The following is a 23,076-nucleotide window of genomic DNA, read 5'->3' on the forward strand; positions in this document are numbered from 1 at the left end:
GCGGAGATATTTCTTGCTGACTCACAATAAAGCTTATTGAGTGATCCATGTTTCGAGAGTCATCTTCCAATAGGGCTGTTTGCGCTGGCGCTACCCGCGTGCTGGGCACCCTTGTTCGCGCGGTGATTCTGCTCTCACTTGTGGGCGCGGCGTCGTCTTGCACTGGCTCTCAAACGCAGACGACGAACGAGCGTCTGGAGCGTGTGTCGGAGCGACAGGTTGACGCCCTCGAGGCAGACCTGCAGGGCCTGTTGAACGAGCTCGCCGAGAATCGGGCGAGCGGCCGCAGCGTGCGGGCGATCTTGGACGCGCCGGAGGCGGAGCTCTCGGCGCTCGAACTGCAGCATCTCGACGCATTGCGCGCGCTCTACGCGGGCCGCGATAATCAACTGCTCTGGGTGGAACATATTGGCGTAAGCGCCAGCCTCAGCGCGCCGGGGCGCCAACTTTGGAAGGTGCTCGAAGACGGTGTCTTGGGCCACGCGATCTGGCCGGATGAGCTGCACTTTCGAGAACTCGACCCGACCCAATTGCCCGCCGCGCAGGCCACCAGCGGTGCCGCGTTCGAGGGGGTGCGTTTGAGCGAAGATGAGCGCAAGAAGGTGATCCAATGGCTGAATGAATCGCGCGGTGCCAACCGCCTCGTCGGCGCGCCAGATCAAGGCCCAAAGGCATTGCTCGAGGAGCTGCTTGAAGACGGCCGACCGCTCGCGCATCTGAACACCCCGGTCGAAGAGCAGGCCGCGCGACTGACCGCCGCCGCTCGTCAGAGCAGTCGCATGGACGTGCTCTTATCCGATGCTCTGGCGCAATATGCCTGGCGCATGCGCTTCGAAAATAAAGCCTGGCAAAAGGGCGTTCAATGGCCGGTTTCACTGCGCGATGCGTCGGAAGATTCAGCTGTGGTCGAAACGGAACCCAAACTCGTGGGCGTCGCGTTGACCCAGGCCCGCGCTGAGCATCTGATGATGCGGGCGCTCGAGGGTGTTTTCGACGATCCTGCCCAAATCTCTTCTACTTTGGAGAGCCTCGCGCTTCCATTTGAGCCCTACCAACGCCTGGTGCGCGCGTTTCGACAATATACTGAATATGCTGAAGCCGGCGGGTGGCCGGATCTTCCCAGCGAGGCCGAGGGCCTGAAGCGAGGTCAGCGAAATCCCTGGGTTGCCACCCTTAAAAAACGTCTGAGTCTCGAGGGCTATTATCAGGGGGACGACACCGAACTCTTCACTCAAGAATTGCGTCGGGCGTTGGTTAAGTACCAAAATACCCACCAACTTTGGGCGAATGGGCAGTTGAGCGCGGTGACCATCCGCAGCCTGAATGTGTCGGCGCTCCAGCGCCGCCATCAGATCCAATTGACCCTGCAGCGCTGGCGCGAATCCCGAATTGGCCCAGACGCTCATTTCGTCTTGGTAAACCTGCCCGATTTCCACGCATCAGTTTGGCGAGATGGTGAGCGGAAGATGTATTTTGGGGTCGTTGTTGGGGCGAATCGACGCGACCGAAAGGGCGCCTTCCCTACCGCGACGCCGCGGTTTAGCGACGAGATTGGGTATATCGTTTTTAATCCCTATTGGAACGTCCCGAAGGAGATTCGACTCAAGGAGTTAGAGCCGAAGCAGGCCAAGGACCCGACCTATTTTGAGCGCGAGGGTTTCGAGTACCACACCTCCTCGAACGGGCATCGATTCCTTCGCCAAAAGCCCGGGCCAACGAACGCCCTTGGCCGGGTGAAATTTATGTTCCCGAACCAATATAATATTTATATGCACGACACCCCGAGCAAGTCCTATTTTAAGCGGCCGCATCGGGCGTATTCTCACGGTTGCGTGCGGGTCGAGGACCCAATGACCTTCGCCGACTACCTGCTCGACCTCGACGGGCGCTGGATGGAGGAGAAGCGCGAAGAAAAGCTCGAGAAATGGTTCGAGAAAGAGGGCGAAACCTGGGTCAATTTGAGGAAGAATCTGCCGGTTCATATCGAGTACTATGTCGTGCGCGTGGACGATGAGGGGCGGGCTAACTTCCTCTCCGATCTCTACGATCTCGACGCACCTCGCCTCGAATTGATCGCGCAAAGGTACGAAGAGAGCGACGCCCTAAAGGTCGCAGATGAGGCGCAGACCCAGCAGCTAGAAACCTTTGACTAGCGCGTCTCCCCAAAACTCGAGTCATCGTCGTTTATTCCTATTAATCCGCCCATTCGGGCGGATTTTTTTTGTGCCTTCGACTCGCGGAAAATTGCTTCGCAAGAGGCGAAGTGGAGCGAGTTCGCAGGAGGGAGAAACAGAGAATCAGAAATGATCTAAAACGAGGAGTCGCTCTAAGTTGCTGATAATATTGTTTTATCGGTGGGCTCGGGGCGGGCAGTCGAAATTTGTTCAGAGAAATCCGCAACAAATGGGGGCGATTTGTCGAAAACAATAGGGGGCGCCCGCGCAACGTGCCCTTCGAGTGCGCGTATGAATGACGCAGGACTTCTTCTTGAGGAGACGAATATGGACCCAATCAGTGGGCAGATGGCAGCGCAGATGAGCGAGCAGGCGTCAAAAATCTCCGAGCATCCCGAGGCAATGGGCGGCGCAGATGCGGCGAAGTCCAGCTCATTCGAAGACGTGTTCTCGCAGGTCCAGGCGCGCGAGGTTGAAGCGTCCGCGCCGATTGAAGCGGTCGCTGAGGTGGCGCCGACGGAGGGGCCTGCGAGCACGCGATTGCGCGATTTCATCGACGGTGTCCAAAGCGATGAGACGACCCTTGATAAGCTGATGACCAAGAGCATGTCGGGCGCCGAGATGTCCTCCCAAGATCTTCTGCAAATGCAGGCGCTTATCTACAACTACTCACAGAAAATCGAGCTCGCCACCAAGGCCGTCTCAAACGCGGGGAGCGGTATAAAGCAAATCATGAATACCCAGGTTTAGCCGGGGCGAGCGTCGAGAGAAGGTTGGCGAGAATGGAGAGGGTTCAGAGTGCGGGAGCCCATAAACGAGCGAGGCGGCTTTGATGCAGATTACGCGAATACGGTGGTTTTTTTATCTGATAGCGATGGGTTCGCTGGTGATTTTGACCTCCGCCTGCGCGGAGCCGGTCTATCATGGCATTGCCGAGGTTGAGGCCAACGAGATGGTCGTCGTGCTGGAGCAGCATGGGCTTGAAGCGGGCAAAGAGCGCGATCCGGAGGGCGACAATTTGTGGATGGTGACGGTCCCAAGCGCGGAGCGGGTGCGGGCGTGGAAGGTGCTGCAAGATGAAGGGCTTCCGCGCCCAGAAGTGTCTGGATTCTCGGCGTTTTATCCGAGCGGAGGTCTCGTGCCGACCTCCAGCGAGGAGCGTGTGCTCTTGCAATACTCGACCGCGCAGGAGTTGCGAGAAACCCTGCTGGCGATCGACTCGGTGGTGGGCGCGCGCGTGAACCTGGTCTTGCCCGAGAAGCCACGGGTTCGCTTGCAAAATACGGTGATCGAGCCGCCCCGGGCGAGCGTGTTGATCAAATATCAACCAACCCAGAAGGAGCCGCCGCTGAGCGAGTTGGCCGTGCAGCGTCTTATATCAGGCGGGGTGGAGGGGCTGAGCCCGGAGAATATCGAGGTCATCTTTACGCGCTCGATGCGCAGCGCTCGTCCCCTTAGCGAACCGACCCTCGCCTCGATTGGCCCGGTCTCAGTCGCTCATAAAAGCAAATTGGCCTTTCAGGTTCTGATCTTCGGCATGGGCTTGTGCATCATGTTCCTCTGTGTCGGCCTCGGATTCATGATCTTTCGCCAGCAACGCTCGCTCAGAAAGGGTGATGAGATTGGGGCGATATCATGAGTTGTGAGTCGCTCAATCAACGTCGCCGCGTTGAGTCTGCGGCGCCGGGCGCCGGGCTCGAGTTTTATCAGCGTAGCGGGCTGAACTCCGCAGAAGCGGCGACGGCCTGGGCGATGCTTCATTTTGGCGGTGACCTTCAGGCCTGTGACCGGCTTCAAGGAGGAATTGGCGCGCGGATTCGAGAGGTCGCCGAGCCGGTTCTCGCCCTTGACGAGCGGGCGCAATTCAAGGTGCTCGAGCGCTGGCGCGAGGAGGACCGCGCGTGGGATCGACTGGACGGTCTTGTCTCCCATTGCGATAGCCCTCCAGCGGTGAACCCGCGGCCCGAGGACGCGCGTTGGCTTCGCGCATACGCGCTGATTCGCGACGCCGCTCCCGGCCGCACGCGGCCCTGGCGGAGCGCGCATTCGCGCACGCGCCGCGCCGTTGAATGGCTGGCCGTTGAAGATCGGCGCGCCACTATCCCGATATTTCGGCCCGAACTAAGAGCGCGCAAGGGTTTTGATTGCGTCGAACTCGGCGAGATGTCGCGCGTTGAATTGCAGCTCTATATTCGGCAATTGGGGGTCTATCAACTCGCGGAGCTTTCGCACCAACAACCGCGTCGAAACCTCGTGCGCCTTCGCCAGCGGCTGCTGGCGGCGGATCGGGGTTGGTTCGAGCATTGCCTCTTTTGCTCAAAGCATGTCGACGCTGAGTTTCGCGCGCGCATGCGCAAATTATTTGGCGGAATCAGCGCTGAGGGGGCGATGCTCGTGAGCTATCTGCTCAAGATAGGCGTCTACTCAGTCGCGGTCGCCACCCATTCCCGATTCCGCCATCAGATGCGCCATATCCGACGCGAACTCCCGCCACCATATGCCGAGCAATTGATGAAATTAGAGCATCGCGCGGCCAAATTGCCCGTTATGGTCAGCGCGCAATGGCAGGTGATGGTCGATGATTTCACCGACCAATGGCGTGACTATTACCGCGAGCTTCGCGCCGAAATATCTGCGCCTGATACGCGCGCCAATCCACGAGCAGTCGAGGGGACCGATGAGTGATGAACAAACGTCATGGATGCCAGTGCTGCGGGCAAGCGACGTGGTCGCTGAGAAGGTGCGTCCGCTCTTTCGTGAGCCGGGCGTCCGGGTGATTCGCCGTCGTGTCATCGAGGATCTTGAGCAGATCGATATCGCCGTGAACACCGCAAGAATCCAGGCCGAAGTGATCGTGAAAGAGGCGCAGCAGACCGCCTCAGACATTCGGGAGGCGGCCCATCTCGAGGGCCGAAGCGAGGGGCTAAAAGAGGTGCTCGTGGAGCTCGCTCGGGCCCGAAAGGTCTACGCAAACGCGCTCGACACCGCAGAAAAAGATATGGTCGAGCTCGCCTTTCGACTCGCCGCGCGCATCATCGGTGACTCCGTGGAGCGCGAACCGGAGCGGGTCGCCGCCATGGTCGCTGGAGTGCTCCAGCGGGCGCGTGGAAAGCGCGATATCATCGTCATGGTTTCTCCGGAGGACCTCGCGTCGCTCAGCGCGGCGGGGCCTGCGCTGGCGCGGTCGGTCGACGGGGTCAATATTCATTTCGAGACCGATTCGAGCCTGACACGGGGCGGTTGTGTAATTCAGACCGAAAGCGGGCGAATCGACGGTCAAATTGAAACTCAACTCGATGCGCTTCAGAAGGCATTGACGGGGAATTAGGGATGAGTGAGAAGGCAAAAATCGCGGGCGCCGGCAGCTCAATTCTCGGCAATTACCTCGACAGGCTCGACCAGGTCGACACCGTTCAGGTGCGCGGGCGGGTGCGGGAGGTCACAGGTCTCGTGGTGCGCGCGTCGGTCCCCGAGGCGCGGGTCGGTGAGGTCGTGGAGATTACCTGTCGCGGCGGGCAGAAAGTGCGAGCCGAAGTCGTCGGATTTGAGGGCGATGATATCGTACTAATGCCGCTGGGGGGCGTGGAGGGGCTGGGGCCGCGCTCGGAAGTGGAGCCCCTGGGCCGACCGATGTCAATTCGTTGCGGCCCGGGACTTTTAGGGCGGGTGCTCGACGGTCTGGGCAACCCCATCGATGGAAAGGGAGCGCTGACCGGCCCCGGATTCGAGGACTGGGCGATCATGCGGGACCCGCCGCATCCGCTGGAGCGAGAGCGCATCACGAAACCGATGCAGATGGGACTTCGGGCCATCGACGGACTTCTGACCGTCGGAGAGGGGCAGCGCGTGGGGCTCTTCGCGGGCTCAGGAGTGGGGAAATCGACCCTGATGGGGCAAATCGCCAAGGGATGTTCGGCGGACGTGATCGTGCTGTGTTTGATTGGTGAGCGCGGGCGTGAGGTGCGTGACTTTCTCGAAGAGGTCCTCGGGGACGACGGCCTCGCCCGCTCCGTCGTGGTCTGCGCGACAAGCGATAGGCCCAGCCTGGTGCGCCTGAAGTCGGCGTTCGTCGCTACCGCCATCGCCGAGTGGTTTCGTGACCAGGGCCAGAGCGTGATGCTGATGATGGATTCCACCACCCGCTTCGCCCGCGCGCAACGCGAGGTCGGGCTCGCCGCGGGTGAACCCCCGGCCCGCCAGGGCTATCCGCCCAGCGTCTTCAGCATGCTGCCGAGGCTGCTGGAGCGAAGCGGAAATAGCGCGAAGGGTTCCATCACCGCCCTCTATACGGTGCTCGTCGCCGGCGGCGACATGGAGGAGCCCATCGCTGACGAGGTGCGTGGCATCCTCGACGGGCATATTATCCTGAATCGCGACCTCGCCAGCCGCAATCACTGGCCGGCCATCGATATTCTGCCGTCGCTGTCGCGCGTCATGTCTGCGGTCGCAAGCGCCCCCCATAAGCGCGCAGCGGGCAAGTTTCGGGAGGTCTTGGCGACCTACGAATCCAAGCGCGACCTCATCTCGCTGGGGGCCTATCAATACGGCACCGACGCCGACGTCGACTACGCAATCGACCTTATTGAGGAATTAGAGGGTCTGCTTAAACAGGGCCTGGAAGAGCACACCCCGATGGCCGTCACGGTCGAGCGTATGCTCGATATCTTCGGGTAAAACTAGACATTGAGCTGAGTGCGGAGAGGCGATGGGCGACAAATATAAACTGACGGCGCTGCTTGGGATTCGCGAGCAAGAGCAGGTCGACGCCGAGGAAGAATACGCCCGCGAGATTCAGGAACTCGCGCGACGTAAACAACTCGTCACCGCCAAGGAGGAGGCGTTGGAGGCATGTATGAACGGGCGAAAGGAAGCCTGTATTGCGCATGACTCCCGCAAGGTCCAGGGGGACGCGACGATGGTCGAGATTCAATTCTTCGACATCTACTTGAGGGGACTCGAGGTGGACGCACAGCGTATCCGCGATGAGAAGCGCGCGCTGCTCCAGGCGATGAAGACCCAAGAGGCGGTTGTGGGGAGGGCCAAAGGCGCGCTGATTGAGGCGACCAAAGAACTGAAGGCCGTGCAAAAGCATCACGAAAATTGGCGAAAAGAACAGGCCGTGGAGTCTGCGCGCCGCAATTCGGCGGCGATGGACGAGGTGGCGGTTCGCCTGTGGGCGGAGAATCAACGATGAGCAAAATATCGGGACATAGCGCGGTGAGCCAGGGCGTTGAAGTGCCCTGGAACGCCGAGGCGGGCGTCGAGGTGCGTGGGTTGCGTGGCGCGATCAGCGCGCAGATGGCGCACAAGCCGGTCTCCAACGACGTAGCGCCCATGATGTCGGAGCTTCTCGCTCGCCTCGACACCCTGGTCGAAGGCGCGCCGCGCCACCATGTGGCGGCGCCTCCGTTGGGTGGGTTGAGCGAAACGCCGAGCCTTCGAGCAAGCGTGTCGGCGATGGGGAGCGTGGGCCCGAAGGTGCGCGCGTTTATGCAGTCTGAGGCCGGCGCCGAGACCCAAAACAGGGGAGCGCTTGATACCATGTTGCGCGTGCTCGACCATCATTTGAGCATGCGCCAGGAGGTCGTCATGCGCTCCCAGATATAGGAGTCGCGTTAAGGCGAGAAGTTATAGGTCACGCGAACGTAGCAGCGCCCGTCCTGCAGGGGCGCGAATCTCAGGCGCTTCAGCTTCGCAATCATGCAGCTATTCATCGACGAAATGTCGGAGACCTGAACGCTGGGGCTAAGGATGCCGCCGTCAGGCGTGATATTCCAAGACATCATAATCTTGCCCGAGGCAGTGGCGTCCGTTTCTAGGGCATCATTATAGCAGCTTAAAAACTGGCGACTTGCCGATTTTAGGACCTTGTCGACGTCTGGCTCAAGGCAGGCTTCGCCGGCGGCAGAGAGGCTTCCCTGCCTCATATTTCCCGTCGGAGCGGTCGGCTCAGGCTTCTTTGGCTTCTCCGCTGTTGGCTTCTCCTTCGGTTTGGTGGGTTGAGTATTCGTCTCTTTGTCGCGCGCATTGACCTCCACCGTGTTGGTGTTGATCACAACGTTTTGTGAGCCGTTCTTCTCGGGCGCGTTATCATTCGCCGTACTCTTAGACGGTTCTGTTTTGCCGGGGTCGGTCTTGGGCGTGTCTTTCTTGTTCTGCATGTCAACCCCAGGCGAGAGGGGTGTTTTCTCGTCCTTGGTCGCACTATTCTGGGCGAGTTCCGTGCCGGGTGCCGGGTCGTCTTGAGGGTTCGCCTGCGCTGGGTCTTCACCCGTTGGGACGACCGCCACCGGCTCGTCGTCGGTTCCCGGAGCGTTCTCAGGAGTATCGTCCAAGTCGTTGACCGCGACCTCGTCGTCGTCATCAATGGCCGCTTCACCGGTCGGTTCATCTTCACCGGTCGCCTTGGAATCATCACCGCCGAAGATGCTGGCGAGGAATCCACTATTTGAATCGCCATCGGAGGGCGCAAAGACTGCGAAGTAGACCCCAAAGGCACAGCCGGAGCCGAGAACAAGCAAGATCATCAGGCCGAGAATAATCGGCAGCGGGCTCTTCTTTGGTTCGGCCTCGAACTCGGAGGGGAGGCGGGTCATCCCATCGGGCAATGAGGTCTTTTGGGATTCACCGGTGCTGTGGGGGCCGGGAGCCGCGGGCACCGGGCTTCCGCCATCTGCCGCGGTATCTGCAGGTGCCCCAGCGACCGCGGGCGTCGTCTTGCTGCGGACCGCAGGCGTGGCTTGGGTGGTGGTCAGATCGAGGATCGCCTCGAGCTCCGCGCGGACCGCCTGGGCATCCGCCGGGCGGTCGTCGGCTTGCTTGGACAGCAAGCGCATACATAGGTCTGCGAAGGCGTCGGGGATATCGTCGCGGGTGATGAGTTCGCGGATATCGACCGGATCTTGGCTGACGTGCGCGACCAGGATGGCCATCGGCGTGTCGGCCTGGAAGGGCGGGTGACCCGCCAACATCCGATACATGATGCAGCCCAGGCTATAGAGGTCGGAGCGCCCGTCGACGAGGTCGCCGCGGCATTGCTCCGGGCTCATATACTCGGGGGTCCCAAAGACCTGTCCGGTCTGGGTCATTTGTTTCTCGGCGCCGAGCACTTTGGCGATGCCAAAGTCCAGGACCTTGATGAAGATACTCTCATCGGAGATCGAGAGCAGATAGATATTATCGGGTTTGAGGTCGCGGTGGATGATATCGTTGGCGTGCGCGGCGGCGAGGGCCGACGAGATCTGGATGCAGATTTCGATGATATCGCGCACCTTGAGTTCACCCTGCTCAAGTCGCTCCGACAGCTCCATGCCGTCGAGGAACTCCATCGCGAGATAGAGCGTGTCGTCGCTGGTCTGGCCGAAGTCCAGAATCGTGACGCAGTTGGGGTGCGATATTTTGGTGGCAACCCGCGCTTCACGGAAAAAACGATCGACGAATTCGCGGCTATTGCTCAGCTCGGGCTTGAGCGTCTTGATGGCGACCTTTCGGTCGACGCTGCGCTGAGACCCCAGATATACCGCGCCCATACCGCCCACGCCGATCTGTTTCTCGATGACCCAACGGCCGTCGAGCGCGCGCCCGATAAGTGGATCCGAAGACTCGTCCTCCAATTCATGCAAGCGCGTACCATCCTGCGCGCAGAACTCGATATCTTCGGGGTATTTTCGATCACATTGAGGACAGACTTTAATCATGCGTATATTCCGTTGGTGTCACCGATGCGCATCGACTTTACGATATATTGCGACAAAAGACAGCACCGCATTTTGCCAAAAATATCAATCCTCACAGGCGACTAGACGAGATTTATGGAAGAGCCGGGGCCGGTGCTATGTTATGGTCCTGACGTCCTCGCGGCCCTAATATTTAACGGCTTGAGCCCGGGCGCCCAATCTATTTCTCAGGAGCAACGATATGCCAGAGTCACGGTTTTGGTACCTACGCCAATTGAACGTCGATCAGCGCCTGCCCGCCGATGTCGGGGCGGAGCTGCGCTCGCGCGCGCAGCTTGAGCGGTGGGGGCACCACGCCGATATCTTCCGGGGGCCGGCGGACTCGGGGGTGTCGATTGTGTTGAAAGGCCGCGTGTGGCTGCAGGACCGCCCCGATGCCGCGCCGGTGGGGCTGCTGCGCGGGGATATTTTCGGGCGAGTTGATACCGAATTGCCCGCCGATGAGCTGAGCCTTCGCGCCCACGACGACACGCTCTTGGCCGTGCTAAGCCGCGAAGAATTTGGCGAGTTAGTCGAGCCGCATCTCGGCGGCGTGTCGACAAAGGTTGGGCGCTTTCGCAAGCGCCGCGACCTCTGGGTGCCGGTCAAACCCCTGCTCTTTACGGACGCCGGCTCGCGCCTTGCCAAGGTGCTCTTGCACCTGGTTAAGACCGAAGGCGAGTTGAACGAAGACGAGGGTTTGGCGCGACTTCGGATGAAACTTCAGGCCAAATGGCTGGCCAAGCTTAGCTCCGTGGACCCGATGACCGTGCGCCGTGAGTTGGAGGCGCTCGAGGTCAACCGCATCCTCGAGCGAGGCAGCGACGGCGAGTTGATCTGGGACGTTGAGTCCCTGGGGCGCATGGCCCAGAGCGGTGGCCAACCGCCGAGACCGTTGGCCTGAAGCCGCCGGCGCGGTCAGCGACGGCGATAATCCGGCGCGTCGATCTCAATAAACTGCGCCATCTCATGCAGACGACTAAAGATGCGCTCGCCGATGCGCTCGCGCATCGTCTCCTGGGTGGTCAGGTGGCGGAAGTCTTGGTTGCTCGGGTCCGGCCGGCCCGCCCGCGCCTCATTGACCGTGTAGTTTGAGGTGAAGAGGGTGGTCAGTTCGCGGTTGTAGCGCTTCGAAATAATCTCATCGATGATCGACAACTGCCAGGCGTTGTTTCGCCCCTTGCCCAACTCGTCGATGGCCAGCACCGGCACCTCCGAGATCGGCCCAAGAATATCCGCTTCGCCTCGGCCCCGGTCGAATTGCTCGCGAATCTCGCTGAGCAAATGCGTGAACTCGACAAAGCGACACGCGATGCCTTTCTCCAGCGTGAGGTAACGGATGACACCCGCCAGCAGGTGGGTTTTTCCGGTGCCGACGGGCCCGTGGAGCAAAAAGCCCTTCTCGCCCGGGCTAAACCCGGTCGCCCAGCGCAGCACCTTCATCTGAATTTGCGGCAGGTTTCCGACCGGTTGGCCGGAGGGATTCGTGATCTTAAATTGCTCGATCGACGACTTGTTTTCGTAGTAGCGCGCAGGAATACGCGCTTCGTTAAACGTCGCGATCCGCTGGTTAAGCGTGCCGCAGAGCACGCAGCGCTTCACATAGCTATAGCCGCGCTCGTCGGTCTCGTGGGTGAACTCTTCGCCGTGGCAGGCCGGGCATACGCTAAAGCAGGTGCCGCAAAGCGAAGCCTGCGCGTGCTCACCGACGCGACGAATGACATAGCGCTTCTCATTGCACTTCTCACAGACCTTCTTATACGGCTCAGTTTCAAGTGATTTTGTCATCGTACCAGGGGAGCAAGGGAAGCGGTTGAAGCGAGTGCGGTACGGTTATTCATCGGCTCGAAACCATCACTCGTCGGCGGCGCCTTCGCCGGCTTTGTCGTCGGCCGCGCCTTCGGTCGCCACGGGCGCCTCGACTTTCGCCTCGGCCTTCACCGCGCCCTCATCTTCGGCAGGTTTGGCCTCTTTGGCAATCGTCGCGTCCTCGCCCGAGGTCGCCTTGGCGTCGGTGACCTCGGGGATGTTGAGCCCCTTGGGCTGCAGCGGCATCCGTGCCCAGACTTCCGGATCGGTCGGCGCGTACTCTGGGTCATAGAGATGGCAGCGCACGAAATGCCCCGGCTCGGCCTCGACGCTGCGCGGCACGACCTTGCTGCACGGCCCAAAGCGCGCGGGGCAGCGGGTGTGGAAGGTGCAGCCGCTGGGCGGATTGATCGGCGAGGGCACGTCGCCCTTGAGGATGACGCGCTTCTTTTTCTTGGACGGATTGGGCGTCGGGATCGCCGACAAAAGCGCCTGCGTATAGGGGTGAAGTGGGTTCTCGAAGAGGTCCTCGGTGGTCGCAAGTTCGACGACGCGCCCAAGGTACATCACCGCGATGCGGTCCGAGATATGCTTCACGACCGAGAGGTCATGGGCGATGAAGAGATAGCTGAGGTTATACTCTTCCTGCAGGTCCTGGAGCAGGTTGATGACCTGGGCCTGGACCGACACGTCCAGGGCGCTGACCGCCTCGTCGCAGACGATAAAGTCCGGGTTCAGGGCGAGCGCGCGGGCGATGCCGATACGCTGGCGCTGGCCGCCGGAGAATTCGTGCGGGTAGCGCGTGACATAGCTGGGCTGCAGTCCCACGCGCTCGAGCAAACTCTCGACAATCGAGCGGCGCTCCTCGCCCTTGGCGATGCCGTGGAATTCGATGGCCTCGCCGATGATGCTCTCAACGGTCATGCGCGGGTTGAGGCTTGAGAAGGGGTCCTGGAAGATGATCTGCATCTGCCGGCGCAGCGCGCGCATCTGCTCAGTCTTCAGGTCGTAAATGCTATCGTCGCGGAAATAGACCTTGCCGGAGGTCGGCTCCAGCAGGCGCAAAATCGTGCGTCCCGCGGTCGTCTTTCCGCAGCCAGACTCCCCGACCATCCCGAGCGTTTCGTTCGGATAGATATCAAAGCTGATGCCGTCGACGGCTTTGACGTCGCCGACGTGGCGGCCCAGGATTCCCTTGTGAATCGGGAAATACTTTTTGAGGTCACGCACCCGCAGCAGCGGCTCGCGCTCGGAGTCGACGGACATCTTATCGTTGAGTTTTTTGGTAGAGGAGCTCATGGCGCTCTTAATATGGCTTGCCGGCAAGGGGAGTCTACCGGCGTATGAGAATAAGAGGGCAAACCCCATCGCGCGTTGGCCCGCAGGCCGCGGCGCGAGGGAGCGACCCGAATATTAAATATTTGCGTCGCCGGATTTCAAGAAATCGTTCGGGTCAGCTTTGGCTCCGCCGGGGCGAGGGCCGGTCTTCTCTTTGGTGCCGTCTCGGACCTCGTCGGCGTACCAGCAGGCCGACATATGCCCGTCGTCGTGCAGGCGAAGCGGCGGCAATTTCATGCACTCGTCGGTCGCGAATTCGCAGCGCGAGCGGAAGCGGCAGCCGGCCGGGAAATCCTGCGGGCGCGGGACCATGCCGGGGATCACATAGAGGCGGTCTTCGCGCTGGCCCAGCCGCGTCGTCTCGACCTGCGGCAGGCTGCTGAACAGACCGATCGTATAGGGGTGCGACGGGTTATTATAGATCTCTTCGGCGTTGCCGTATTCGGCGATGCGCCCGGCGTACATGACCGCGACGTCGTCGCAGATCTCGGCCACCACGCCCAGGTCATGGGTGATGAACAGAATCGACATGCCCATCTCTTCCTGCAGCTCGGTGAGCAGGTCCAGGATCTGCGCCTGAATCGTGACGTCGAGCGCGGTGGTCGGCTCGTCGGCGATCAGAAGCTTGGGTTTGCACACCAGCGACATCGCGATCATCGCGCGCTGCTTCATGCCACCCGACATCTGATGGGGGAACTCGTCGATGCGCTGCGACGGCGCGGGGATGCCGACGCGGTCGAGCATATAAATCGCGAGCTCGCGCGCCTCTTTGAAATTCAAGGGCTGATGGAGCTGGATGGCCTCAATGATCTGGTTGCCGATGGTATAGACCGGGTTCAGGCTGGTCATCGGCTCCTGGAAGATCATCGAGATATCGTTGCCGCGAATGCCCCGAAGCTCGTCCTCGCTGAACTTGGTCAGGTCGCGCCCCTCAAACAGGACCTCGCCGCCGACGATCTTGCCGGGCGGCTGCGGGATCAGCCCGAGGATGCTCAGCGAGGTGACGGATTTACCCGAGCCCGACTCCCCGACCAGGCCGAGGGTCTTACCCTTCTCGATCTTGAAGGTCACCCCATCGACCGACGGCAACACGCCGTCGTCGGTGAAGAAATACGTGCGCAGGTCGTTGACCTCCAGGATGGGGCGCTCACCGCTGGTGGCGCTGCTGGAGGTCGAGTCGTCGGCTTGTTGGTTTTGATTTGTCATAACTGCTCTTATTTACGCATTTTCGGGTCAGTGGCGTCACGGACACCTTCGCCGACCAGGTTCAACAGGCTGACAGTGATAAAGATCGCGATGCCCGGGGCGAGGATGAGGGCCCATTGGCCGGTCTCACGTCCGGTGGTCAGGATCTGGCCCCAACTGGGCGCGGTGGGTGGTCCGAGGCCCAGGAAGCTAAGCGACGCCTCGATAAGAATCGCGCCGGCGACGCCGAAGGTCGCCGAGACGAGCACGGGACCCAGCGCGTTGGGCAGCATATGGCGGAAGATGATTCGCTTCTGGCTCAGGCCCATCGCGAGCGCCGCCTGCACGAACTCCTGGTTCTTCAGGCGCAGGAACTCACCGCGCACCAGTCGCGCGACCGTGGTCCATCCCGTCAGGCCGATGATGAGCATGATGTGAAAGATCGACGGGTCGTCGATGAATCCGCGGATGGTCAGGATCAAGAAGAAGGTCGGGAAGCAGAGCATCACCTCGATCATGCGCAGAATGATGGCGTCGGTCTTGCCGCCGAAATACCCGGCGATACTCCCCAGCACCATGCCGATGCTCACGTAGATCGCCACGGCGACCACGCCGATGGTCAGCGAGATGCGCGTGCCAAAGAGCAGGCGCGTGAAGACGTCTCGCCCGGCGCGGTCGGTGCCCAAAAAGTGCAGCCAACTCATACCCTGCTGGGCGGCCTGGATATCCGGCTCGCGATAGGCGTATTGGATGGGCGGGAAGATGCTAAAGACCCCGTCGGCGCCGGCGAGTTGCTCGTAGTCGACGTAGGGGATGCTGAAGTTGGCCAGGAACACCACGATGCAGGTGACCAGCAACACGAGGCTGGAGACCGTCAGGTAGCGTGCCCGGGCGCGGCGATAGGCCGCGATATTGGCGAAGGAGCCAAATTTCTTGAGCGCAAACGCCCCGGCGATGAGCAGCGGCAAGCCGAACATCAGGACGTTGAAGAAGATATCGACGCCGCTCTCAAAGAAGTTGGAGTCGAAGAGCACGCCAAACCAGGGGAATTGCACTCCCTGGGCGGCGGCCGGCCCCACGCCGTCGGGGACCGAGATGATGAAGGGGACGTTCATCGCAATGACTGGCGCGTAGGTCGCCAGCAGAAACATCAGACCGATAGCCCAGAGGCTATAGCGGCTCATCGGATATTTCTTGAATTGACCCCACACAATCTCCCCATACGATTTATAATCGGGGCGGGGTGCTTGTTCGGTGTTGGTGTTTTCAGACATCGTATTTCGTCAACAGGGTCGATTGTACTTGGGAGCGTGAGCCGCGTTCTGCGAGATTCTGGCCTCTCAGGCCGCCCCCTGCGCGATGCAGGGAGCGGGTGCGCGATTCGCGAAGATTCGATTTAGTCAAAGCTGATGCGCGGGTCGACGATGGCGTAGCTCAAGTCGGACAGCAAAATACCGACCAGCGTCAGGACCGCGGAGACCAGCGTAATCGCCATGATGGCGTTATAGTCGCGCACAAAAATGCTATCGAGCATATACAGGCCGAGTCCCGGCAGGTTGAACACGAACTCCAGGACGACCGAACCGCCGATGATGGCCGGCAGCAGGGTGCCCAGCAGCGTCAGGATCGGGATCATGCCGTTTCGCACGGCGTGCTTTAAGACGACCATCGACTCGGACAGGCCCTTGGCGCGCGCGGTGCGGATATAGTCGGCGCGGATGACGTCGAGCAGGCCGGTTCGGGCGTAGCGGCTCAGGCTGGCCAGGGCGCCGTAGGTCAGGCAGAAGACCGGCAACACCATATGATAGCCGATGTCGATGACCCGCTCGAGGGTCGTCATATATTCGGCCCCGCTGCTCTGGAAGCCGCCGGTGGGGAACCAGTCGAAGGGCTGGCCAACGGTCAACCACTTGAGCACCAGCACCGCCGTGAAGAAGCTCGGCAGGCTATAGAGCAAGAAGAGACCGATGGTCACCGCCTCGTCGGCCTTGGTGCCCTGGCGATACGCGCTCCAGACACCCAGCGGCACGCTGATGAGGTAGGCGAAGAAGATCGAGAAGAACCCGAGCACCGCCGAGACTTTCATCTTCTCCAGCACGGTGGGCATGATGGGCTGCTTGTCAGCGCTACTGATGCCGAAGTCGAAGCGCAGGATATTGCTCAGGTATTTGGCAAAGCGGGTGTCGCCAAATGTGATGAAGAATTTGTCGTTGAAGCTATAATCAAAGCGCTCGACGTTCTCGGGCTCCTGCATCCACGGGGTCCACTTTTCGGCGAGCAGGGCGTCGATGTCGGCGCCGGTGGCGTCGGGGGCGACGGTCCATTCGCGGATCTCACGGTTCTTTTTGAAGACGACTTTATTATATTCTTCGTCTTCGGCGGAGCGCGAGCCGCTGAATTCGTTGCGCAGCTTATATTGCGCGTTGACCGACAGGTGGCTGATGGCGACGGCGCGCACGTCGTCGCGTTTATTGGTCTTGGCGATCTCGTAGAGCGCCGGGGTGATATAGGTGCCGAGGTCCTCGACGCGGTCCTGGGCCGCGATGACCGAGGCGGAGTCCGGGCGCTCCTGGGCCGGCAGGCAATCGGCGACGGTGGTGCCGTCTTCCGGGCAAACCGGGCGCGCGTAATCCGCGAGCACCGTGATATCCTCGATGATATCTTCGGGTCCCAGAGAATAGCGCAGATTCAAGAGAATCGGCTTGTCCAGGTTAAATTGCTCTTTGAAGATGCGATAACTCTCGCGTCCTTCCATCGATTGCGTGTTCTCCGCGCCCGAGGCGCTCGCCTGAGTCGGGGTGGGCTTGCCGGGCGCAAGTTGCAGCAGCCCGAACACGACCAACACGATCAGAAAGAGGGTGGGAATCATCAGGAGGATGCGCTTGACGATATAAGTCGTCATGGCTCAATACTTCCGCTTCAGTGGCCGTCGGCGCCCGGCGAGGGGTTTGTGCGAAACCCGGCTCCCCGGGGGCGCAACGGCAGTTAGATGCTCAGGGACATTCGGCGCGCGTGTGGCTGGCGTGCCCTTCCAACAGGTCGAGCCGCGGCTCGGGCAGAGTTACTGCATATCCTGGTCGATCCACCAGGGCAGCGAGAGGTCCTGCGGGCGCAGCTTCTGGAAGACCATATTCTGCATGCGCGGCTGCCAGGCGAAGGCCGTGTCGAGCTGGTAGAAGAACGTGTAGGGCTGCTCCTTATGCATGATCATATGGAAGTCTTGCAGCAGCTTAATACGCTCCTGGGTGTCGAAGGTCTCGCGCAAGGTCTCGATGATCTTGTCGGCTTCTTTGTTGCGGAATCCGACGCGGTTGGAGCCCTTGACCATATCGGCCTGGCTGGAGTGCCAGAGCTGATAGGGGTCGGTGGTCCAGCTGAGTCCCCAGCCGCCGGTGAAGGCGTCGAACTCGCGCTCGTCCATCTTCTTTTGCATCAGTGACCAGTCGAGGTAGCTCGGGGTCATATTGACGCCGATTTTGCGCAGCGCCTCTTTATAGACCGACAGATAGCTGCGGGTGGTCGGCTTATTATAGGCCAGGATGGTGAAGCGAAATTCGGTCTTCTTGCCGTCGATGACTTTGTCGAGGATGCCGTTGCCGTCGGTGTCTTCCCAGCCGGCTTCTTTGAGCAGCGCAGCCGCCTTGTCCAGGTCATACTCATAGGCTTTGACCGCCGGGTTATTGCCGGGATGGTCGGGCAAAAACGGGCCGGTGAGGACCTTTCCGAGGCCGCTAAGCGTATGCTTGATGATGCCCTCGCGGTCGAGCGCGTGGGTCATGGCGGTGCGCACGCGGGCGTCGGAGAAGATCGGTTTGTCGGCGTTCCATCCGAGGTAATAATACACGGGACGGGTCACGACGTCGTATTTGAGCTTGCCGGTTTTGAAGGGGCTATTGGGGCCGCCGTCCACCACGTCTTGCTGATAGACCGGCTCGGGGAGCGAGGTCAGGTCGAGGTCACGTCCGCTGGTCAACTTCAGGTACGCGGTGTTGGGGTCTTTGATGATCTGGTACTCGACCGTTTTAATCGGGGGCTTCGGGCCCCAATAATTGTCGTTTCGCTCCAGAGCGATACGCTTATCGGTCTCGATGGCCGAGATCTTGTAGGGACCGGTGCCGATCGGGAAACGCGCCGACCAGTGGTTGTTGAATTGCGTGCCGAGGGTTGCCTCCGGGATGTCGGTGCCGTCGTCGTTTTTGGTGAACAGCCATTTGGGAAGTGGGTAGCCGCCCAGGGTCATGTCTTGGGACTGGTAGACCTTCTTCTTCCACGTCACCTTGAAGGTGTAGCGGTCGATGACCTCGGCTTTGTCCATGTCCTCAAAATAATTCTTGATGGAGCCGGCCTGAACCTGCGGGTTCTGGATCATCTCGAAGAAGAAGACAGCGTCCTCAGCGGTGAGCTCACGCTCTTTTTTGAGCCACTCGTATTTCGAGTCCGAGAAGTCGACGTTCGGGGTCTGCCAATAGACGCCCTCGCGCAGGTGAATCGTGTAGACCAGGTTGTCGTCGCTGACCTCGATTTTATACGCGAGCTCCGAGATCCACTTGTCGGGGTCGACCGGGTCACGGTTGGCGAACGCGTTGTGCACGTAGGTCTGCAGCTCGGCGACGTCGGCGCCGTTCTCGGTCAACCAGTTATAGCCCTTGGGGGTGGAGCCCATATAGCGGCGCAGCGTGCCGCCTTCCTGGGCGTCGGCCGGGATAAGCGGCTCGGTGCGCGGCTCCAAAAGGTTGCCCGGCTCGCGCAACGCGGCCGCGTATTTGTCGTTGCTCGGCGAGCTCGTCGAAGTATGACCGCTGACCGCCACGCCTTTTTCGAGCTGGCGCAGGATCTTGGCGTTATTCTCGGAGATGGCCTCAATCTTGCGGCTCATTTCGGAGATTTTCTTTTCGGCATTATTGGTCTGCGTGACGTTAAAAACCGTCAACAGGGCCAAGACCACCAGCGATATAATCAGAGCAATTGTTGCTTTAAACGTTCTCGGCATGGAACTCGGGCTCGTCTACAGATTAAGTGGGTAACTGGCGCGCGGTATAAATTGTCTATTTTTCAATATCGAATGCGCGCGTTTGGTCGGTGCGTGTATGAGGCAATTTCAAAGTCGCCGCACAGTACAGAGGAGGGGGCGACAGTGTCAACATGATTGATGGAACGCTTGAACTATGGGGGACAGGAGAGAACTCTTGTTTTCTGCTGGGTTTGGCGCTGATTTGGGCGCGCACGGCGCGCCCGATGGCTCACGCCTTGAGCTGCTTCGGCGCGGTCTTGGAATCCTTGCGCGTCGAAGCGTCGAGGCGAATCAGGAAATGAGCCAGGTCGTTCAGTGGAATGTCGACCGGGCAGATGGCCTCGAGCGTGTCGCCGTCGACCTTGGCCAGCGCCTCGGCCGAGGGCAGGGCGAGGTCGGCGCGCGACAGGTCGCGCATCGCGCTCTCGGCGATAAGCTGCGGACCCATCAGGCGCGTATTTTTGGCGTATTCGGGGATGACGCTGAGCTGCGGACACACCGCCTCGCACAAGCCGCAGCCGATGCAGCGCTGCCACTTCGTCATCATCTCGCGCTCGGCTTCGGTCAGCGGCGTGAGCCCCTCGGGCTCGAAATTCTGATTGACCCGCTCCAATCCGCCGGGGCGGTAGAGGAAGAAGAGTTTGCTCAGGATATGGAGCCAGAAATGCCAGCCAAGGTATAGATAAGCGTGAAATTTCTTCAGCATTTATGCTCCCTGGGGCGCAGGTGTTGGGGTCGGCGCGTCGAGGCCAATTTGGGCCAGCGCGTTCTTCGCGGCGAGGTACCCGGTGATGAGGTCGACGCCCTCGGTGGTGCCGTCCCAGATGGCGTTATACCCGGCCAGGACGCGACCGGCCGCGAAGATATTGTCGGCGAGCGGCGCGCCGTTTTGGTCGAGGGGGCGAAGGTCTGAATCGGTGGCAAGACCCGCGCGAAAATACGGGTGATCCTGCCAGACCTGGCGCTCGAGAAGATGTGGAATCCAGGCCCGGTCGGGGTCGCTTATTGGCGCGCCGTCCATCCACAAATCAGCGTTGAGGATCTGCTCGCGAAGCGGCGCGGCGGCGGGGAGTCCCCGGCCCATCCAGCGCCCGGTCGCCAGAATATATGCGTCGGCCTGAATCGAGCCGACCTCGGTCTCGATATTGGTCACACTTGATGTGCCCCGGTCGGCGGTGAGCGCGCGGCCTTTAAGGCAGTCGACGGGGTTATTGGCCCGCAAATAGCGGTCGAGACGCCAGCCGTGAATCGAGTTGCGCGCGGCCGCAGATTCGGCGACTCGGCAGGGCAGGGCGTCGCGCAGCGCTTCCATCCACGCTTCGTTTTTAGCGCTCGTTTGGCCGATGCAGGGTGGTAAGATCAGCAGGTCGATTTCGCGTCGCGTGACCTGCGCCAGGAGCGCGTCGATGAGCAACATCGGCTCGGCATTGAGTAGCGCGTCGAGTTGTGCGGCGACAGCGGCGGAGTGCTTCGAGCGCCCCGGGATCTGGCTCAAAGGCGCGGCTTCGATGAGCTGTGCCTCGGGGCCTTCGAGTGAGTTCAGCGTGTCGATGAGGCGGCTCGGGAACCAATCCCCGAGCGCCGGGCATGCGACGACGCCGACCCGATCGCCGCGCATAATCGCCGAGTCGACGACCGAAGTCGCCGCGATATCGGCCGGAAATGGCGCACCGGCCGCCGACGGGAAAACGATCTCTTCGCGGATGCTCTTGATGCCCGGATAGTTAAGGATTTCAAGGGCTTGGAGGGAGGTCGTGTCGACCGCGTCCTGATTTAGGCCAAGGCGCAGGTAGGGGTGAAATTGCCGGCTATGCGTGAGCGCAAAGAAGCGGTCCGCCCGGGTGACGCGGATATTGCTCGGCAGCGTGGCGCCCTGGCCGAAGAGGCCAACCGAGCGCGACGGGAAGTCCGAGGACGGCCCGAAGACCTGTCCGAGGCCGCCCCAAAGCGCGGTGATGCCGGGGCTTGAAGGGCAAATCATCAGGGCGTCGGCGCCCGCCATATGGACGGTACGCGCGGCGCATTGGCCGGCGAGTCCGCCGCCAATGATTGCGATCTGGGTGCGACGCGGGTTCATGCAGATTCTCGAGATGTGGGATCCGACGTGGCCCCGGGTGGGGTCTTGGCAGGGTCGTTAAGCAGTGATTTAGGGTCCGCGCCGATGGCGCCTCCGGCGGTGAAGAACCAGGTCTGGCCGACGGCCTCGGCGGCGAGTTGCTCATTGCGAATAATATCGCGGCGGTCTTTCCAGCGACCCCGCTGGAAAGACAGCGCGACGTCGAAGCGGTCCCGCTGCGAATAGCCCTTCTCGTCGCAATAGATCTCGGCGGCCCGAAGCGTCGCGCTCCACCCGCCGTCGAGCCCCTGGCCCAACCGGCTGCGGCGTTTGCAATCGTCGAGCTGGCTGACCAACTCATGGCGCATCACATAGCGAAGCTCGGCCTCGGTGACCGGCTCCGACGGGTCGACGATGGCGGCCGTTTCGGGGTTTTTGCGCATGATCTCAAGCACGCGATCTGCGCGCGAACCCTGGCGATAGATCAGCCGACCGGCGCTATAGTTGTCGAGGCCAAACTCCGCGAAGGCTTCCGGCGAAATATCGTGGGCCTCGCCGCCGGGCAGGGCCTCGAGGTGGGTGCGCCCGGGTTTGTTATTGCCTAATTTAGCGCAGATCGCGTCGACGGCCTCTTCGCTCATGAGTCGGTACGCGGCGAGCTTGCCGCCGGCGATGGACATGAAGTTGGGGATGCCTTCTTCGCCGTGGTCGTAGACCGCGTGGTCGCGACTGAGCTGACTCTCGTATTTATTGTCGCCATAGAGGGTCGGGCGACAGCCCACGATGGTGTCGATAATGCGGCACTCATCGATCTTCGGGAAGACCCGGCGCGCGCCGTCCAGGACGTATTTGACCTCGTCTTCGAGGACCGGAATATCGTCGAGGTCGCCCCAATAATCATCGTCGGTGGTGCCGACAAAGGTGACGTTTTGGTGCGGCGCGATAAACATCTGGCGGCCGTCGACCGCGTTGGTGATCAACGCGTAATTGGTGACGCGGCCGGCCAGGAGCAGGTGAATGCCTTTGCCCGGGCGCAGCCGGCACATCTGGGCGCCGGCGCTTTTGGCGACCCGCTCGGCCCAGGCGCCGGTGGCGTTGAAAGTGATGCGCGCGTGGACATCGCGCACGCCGCCGCGCTCGCGGTCGCGTACCCGAACGCCGCGCATCGCGCCGCGCTGGGTGCTGGTTTTATCGTCGGCGTCGCCGGTGCCGTCACCGCGCAAAAAGCCCACGACTTCGTGGTAATTATGCACATGCGCGCCGCGCTCCTGGGCGTCCAGGATATTGATCAGCGTGAGCCGGGGCGAGTCAATGCCCCACTCGTCGGTGGTCACCGCGCCGATGATATCCTTGGGAAGCCCCGGCTCCATCGCCAGGGCTTCGGCGCGGTTCAGGCGGCTATGCGGCACGCCGCCTTTGAGCGGCGCCCAGCGGTCGTAGGTGTCGAAATACACCTCGACAAGCTCCAGAAATATCTTATTCGTGAGCGTGTCGGGGCGCATCGGGAAGAGGAAGGGCACCCGAAACAAAAGATGCGGGGCGATCTGCTGGATCAGGCCGGAATCATAGCATGACTTTTTGGTGACGTTGGGGTCGGCCTCCAAGTAGCGGATGCCGCCGTGAATCATGCCACTGGAGGCCCAGGTGGCGCCCGTTGAGAAGTCATTCTTCTCAAAGAGCGCCACGCTCAACCCGCGCATCACAGCGTCGCGGGCGATGCCCGCGCCGTTGATACCCCCGCCAATGATTACAAGGTCATAGGGGTTTTCAGGTGTTCCGAGTTCCACT

Annotated in this window: 19 protein-coding genes; 9 read left to right on the forward strand and 10 right to left on the reverse strand. The window is 61.0% G+C overall.

Annotated elements, in window-relative coordinates; all coding sequences use genetic code 11:
* Nucleotides 1-203 precede the first annotated feature (203 nt).
* The 8 genes from DN745_RS03300 to DN745_RS03335 all read left to right on the forward strand — a co-directional run bounded on the left by DN745_RS03300 (nt 204) and on the right by DN745_RS03335 (nt 7,781).
* Nucleotides 204-2,153 (forward strand): L,D-transpeptidase family protein, encoded by a 1,950-nt coding sequence (locus tag DN745_RS03300; protein ID WP_162687423.1) that lies wholly within the window; start codon nt 204-206, stop codon nt 2,151-2,153.
* 312 nt (nt 2,154-2,465) lie between these two features.
* Entirely contained in the window at nt 2,466-2,924 is a 459-nt protein-coding gene (locus DN745_RS03305) for a hypothetical protein (protein WP_111332156.1), read from the forward strand.
* 82 nt (nt 2,925-3,006) lie between these two features.
* Nucleotides 3,007-3,813 carry a hypothetical protein gene (locus DN745_RS03310; RefSeq protein WP_111332158.1) on the forward strand — a complete coding sequence of 269 codons (807 nt, stop codon included), beginning with the start codon at nt 3,007-3,009 and terminating at the stop codon, nt 3,811-3,813.
* Nucleotides 3,810-4,859 (forward strand): hypothetical protein, encoded by a 1,050-nt coding sequence (locus DN745_RS03315; protein ID WP_111332160.1) that lies wholly within the window; start codon nt 3,810-3,812, stop codon nt 4,857-4,859. The genes DN745_RS03310 and DN745_RS03315 overlap by 4 nt, the downstream gene beginning before the upstream one ends.
* On the forward strand, nt 4,852-5,502 hold the full coding sequence (locus tag DN745_RS03320) for a FliH/SctL family protein (protein ID WP_162687424.1): 651 nt from the start codon (nt 4,852-4,854) through the stop codon (nt 5,500-5,502). Before DN745_RS03315 ends, DN745_RS03320 begins: the two co-directional genes overlap by 8 nt.
* Nucleotides 5,503-5,504: 2 nt before the next feature.
* Nucleotides 5,505-6,848 (forward strand): type III secretion system ATPase SctN, encoded by a 1,344-nt coding sequence (gene sctN, locus DN745_RS03325; protein ID WP_111332164.1) that lies wholly within the window; start codon nt 5,505-5,507, stop codon nt 6,846-6,848.
* A 31-nt stretch (nt 6,849-6,879) separates the two neighbouring features.
* Nucleotides 6,880-7,368 (forward strand): hypothetical protein, encoded by a 489-nt coding sequence (locus tag DN745_RS03330; protein ID WP_111332166.1) that lies wholly within the window; start codon nt 6,880-6,882, stop codon nt 7,366-7,368.
* Nucleotides 7,365-7,781: a hypothetical protein gene (locus tag DN745_RS03335; protein WP_111332168.1), complete on the forward strand. Its 417-nt coding sequence runs from the start codon at nt 7,365-7,367 to the stop codon at nt 7,779-7,781. Before DN745_RS03330 ends, DN745_RS03335 begins: the two co-directional genes overlap by 4 nt.
* A gap of 8 nt (nt 7,782-7,789) precedes the next feature.
* Here the strand turns inward: DN745_RS03335 and DN745_RS03340 are convergent, their stop codons facing one another.
* Nucleotides 7,790-9,871 (reverse strand): protein kinase domain-containing protein, encoded by a 2,082-nt coding sequence (locus DN745_RS03340; RefSeq protein ID WP_111332170.1) that lies wholly within the window; start codon nt 9,869-9,871, stop codon nt 7,790-7,792.
* A 220-nt stretch (nt 9,872-10,091) separates the two neighbouring features.
* Here DN745_RS03340 and DN745_RS03345 point away from each other — a divergent pair, with 220 nt between their 5' ends.
* Nucleotides 10,092-10,793: a cyclic nucleotide-binding domain-containing protein gene (locus DN745_RS03345; RefSeq protein WP_111332172.1), complete on the forward strand. Its 702-nt coding sequence runs from the start codon at nt 10,092-10,094 to the stop codon at nt 10,791-10,793.
* Between the two features lie 14 nt (nt 10,794-10,807).
* On the opposite strand, the gene DN745_RS03350 is transcribed toward DN745_RS03345, so the two are convergent.
* From DN745_RS03350 to DN745_RS03390, 9 genes are all read right to left on the reverse strand, one after another.
* Nucleotides 10,808-11,677, reverse strand: coding sequence for an ATP-binding protein (locus tag DN745_RS03350; RefSeq protein WP_111332174.1), 870 nt, complete (start codon nt 11,675-11,677; stop codon nt 10,808-10,810).
* A 66-nt stretch (nt 11,678-11,743) separates the two neighbouring features.
* Nucleotides 11,744-12,997: an ABC transporter ATP-binding protein gene (locus DN745_RS03355; protein WP_275426324.1), complete on the reverse strand. Its 1,254-nt coding sequence runs from the start codon at nt 12,995-12,997 to the stop codon at nt 11,744-11,746.
* Between the two features lie 114 nt (nt 12,998-13,111).
* Nucleotides 13,112-14,242, reverse strand: coding sequence for an ABC transporter ATP-binding protein (locus DN745_RS03360; RefSeq protein ID WP_111332176.1), 1,131 nt, complete (start codon nt 14,240-14,242; stop codon nt 13,112-13,114).
* Nucleotides 14,243-14,250: 8 nt separating this feature from the next.
* Nucleotides 14,251-15,495 (reverse strand): ABC transporter permease, encoded by a 1,245-nt coding sequence (locus DN745_RS19505; RefSeq protein ID WP_111332178.1) that lies wholly within the window; start codon nt 15,493-15,495, stop codon nt 14,251-14,253.
* A 122-nt stretch (nt 15,496-15,617) separates the two neighbouring features.
* Nucleotides 15,618-17,123, reverse strand: a complete 1,506-nt coding sequence (locus DN745_RS03370) for an ABC transporter permease (protein ID WP_111332180.1) — start codon at nt 17,121-17,123, stop codon at nt 15,618-15,620.
* Nucleotides 17,124-17,282: 159 nt separating this feature from the next.
* The gene (locus DN745_RS03375; RefSeq protein WP_162687425.1) at nt 17,283-19,097 is read right to left on the reverse strand and encodes an ABC transporter substrate-binding protein; all 1,815 of its coding nucleotides are present in this window, start codon (nt 19,095-19,097) and stop codon (nt 17,283-17,285) included.
* Between the two features lie 364 nt (nt 19,098-19,461).
* Nucleotides 19,462-19,938, reverse strand: a complete 477-nt coding sequence (locus tag DN745_RS03380) for a 4Fe-4S dicluster domain-containing protein (protein WP_111332184.1) — start codon at nt 19,936-19,938, stop codon at nt 19,462-19,464.
* Nucleotides 19,939-21,309, reverse strand: coding sequence for an FAD-binding protein (locus tag DN745_RS03385; RefSeq protein ID WP_111332186.1), 1,371 nt, complete (start codon nt 21,307-21,309; stop codon nt 19,939-19,941).
* Entirely contained in the window at nt 21,306-23,075 is a 1,770-nt protein-coding gene (locus DN745_RS03390) for a glycerol-3-phosphate dehydrogenase/oxidase (protein WP_111332188.1), read from the reverse strand. The genes DN745_RS03385 and DN745_RS03390 overlap by 4 nt, the downstream gene beginning before the upstream one ends.
* Nucleotide 23,076: the final 1 nt, after the last annotated feature.

Source organism: Bradymonas sediminis, assembly GCF_003258315.1.
GTDB classification, from domain to species: domain Bacteria; phylum Myxococcota_A; class Bradymonadia; order Bradymonadales; family Bradymonadaceae; genus Bradymonas; species Bradymonas sediminis.

Excerpts from the sequence above, each read along its gene's own strand:
- DN745_RS03305 (WP_111332156.1), top strand. The coding sequence starts at position 2,466 with ATGAATGACGCAGGACTTCTTCTTGAGGAGACGAATATGGACCCAATC.
- DN745_RS03310 (WP_111332158.1), top strand. The coding sequence starts at position 3,007 with ATGCAGATTACGCGAATACGGTGGTTTTTTTATCTGATAGCGATGGGT.
- DN745_RS03315 (WP_111332160.1), top strand. The coding sequence starts at position 3,810 with ATGAGTTGTGAGTCGCTCAATCAACGTCGCCGCGTTGAGTCTGCGGCG.
- DN745_RS03320 (WP_162687424.1), top strand. The coding sequence starts at position 4,852 with ATGAGTGATGAACAAACGTCATGGATGCCAGTGCTGCGGGCAAGCGAC.
- sctN (WP_111332164.1), top strand. The coding sequence starts at position 5,505 with ATGAGTGAGAAGGCAAAAATCGCGGGCGCCGGCAGCTCAATTCTCGGC.
- DN745_RS03330 (WP_111332166.1), top strand. The coding sequence starts at position 6,880 with ATGGGCGACAAATATAAACTGACGGCGCTGCTTGGGATTCGCGAGCAA.
- DN745_RS03335 (WP_111332168.1), top strand. The coding sequence starts at position 7,365 with ATGAGCAAAATATCGGGACATAGCGCGGTGAGCCAGGGCGTTGAAGTG.
- DN745_RS03340 (WP_111332170.1), bottom strand. The coding sequence starts at position 9,871 with ATGATTAAAGTCTGTCCTCAATGTGATCGAAAATACCCCGAAGATATC.
- DN745_RS03345 (WP_111332172.1), top strand. The coding sequence starts at position 10,092 with ATGCCAGAGTCACGGTTTTGGTACCTACGCCAATTGAACGTCGATCAG.
- DN745_RS03350 (WP_111332174.1), bottom strand. The coding sequence starts at position 11,677 with ATGACAAAATCACTTGAAACTGAGCCGTATAAGAAGGTCTGTGAGAAG.
- DN745_RS03355 (WP_275426324.1), bottom strand. The coding sequence starts at position 12,997 with ATGAGCTCCTCTACCAAAAAACTCAACGATAAGATGTCCGTCGACTCC.
- DN745_RS03360 (WP_111332176.1), bottom strand. The coding sequence starts at position 14,242 with ATGACAAATCAAAACCAACAAGCCGACGACTCGACCTCCAGCAGCGCC.
- DN745_RS19505 (WP_111332178.1), bottom strand. The coding sequence starts at position 15,495 with ATGTCTGAAAACACCAACACCGAACAAGCACCCCGCCCCGATTATAAA.
- DN745_RS03370 (WP_111332180.1), bottom strand. The coding sequence starts at position 17,123 with ATGACGACTTATATCGTCAAGCGCATCCTCCTGATGATTCCCACCCTC.
- DN745_RS03375 (WP_162687425.1), bottom strand. The coding sequence starts at position 19,097 with ATGAGCCGCAAGATTGAGGCCATCTCCGAGAATAACGCCAAGATCCTG.
- DN745_RS03380 (WP_111332184.1), bottom strand. The coding sequence starts at position 19,938 with ATGCTGAAGAAATTTCACGCTTATCTATACCTTGGCTGGCATTTCTGG.
- DN745_RS03385 (WP_111332186.1), bottom strand. The coding sequence starts at position 21,309 with ATGAACCCGCGTCGCACCCAGATCGCAATCATTGGCGGCGGACTCGCC.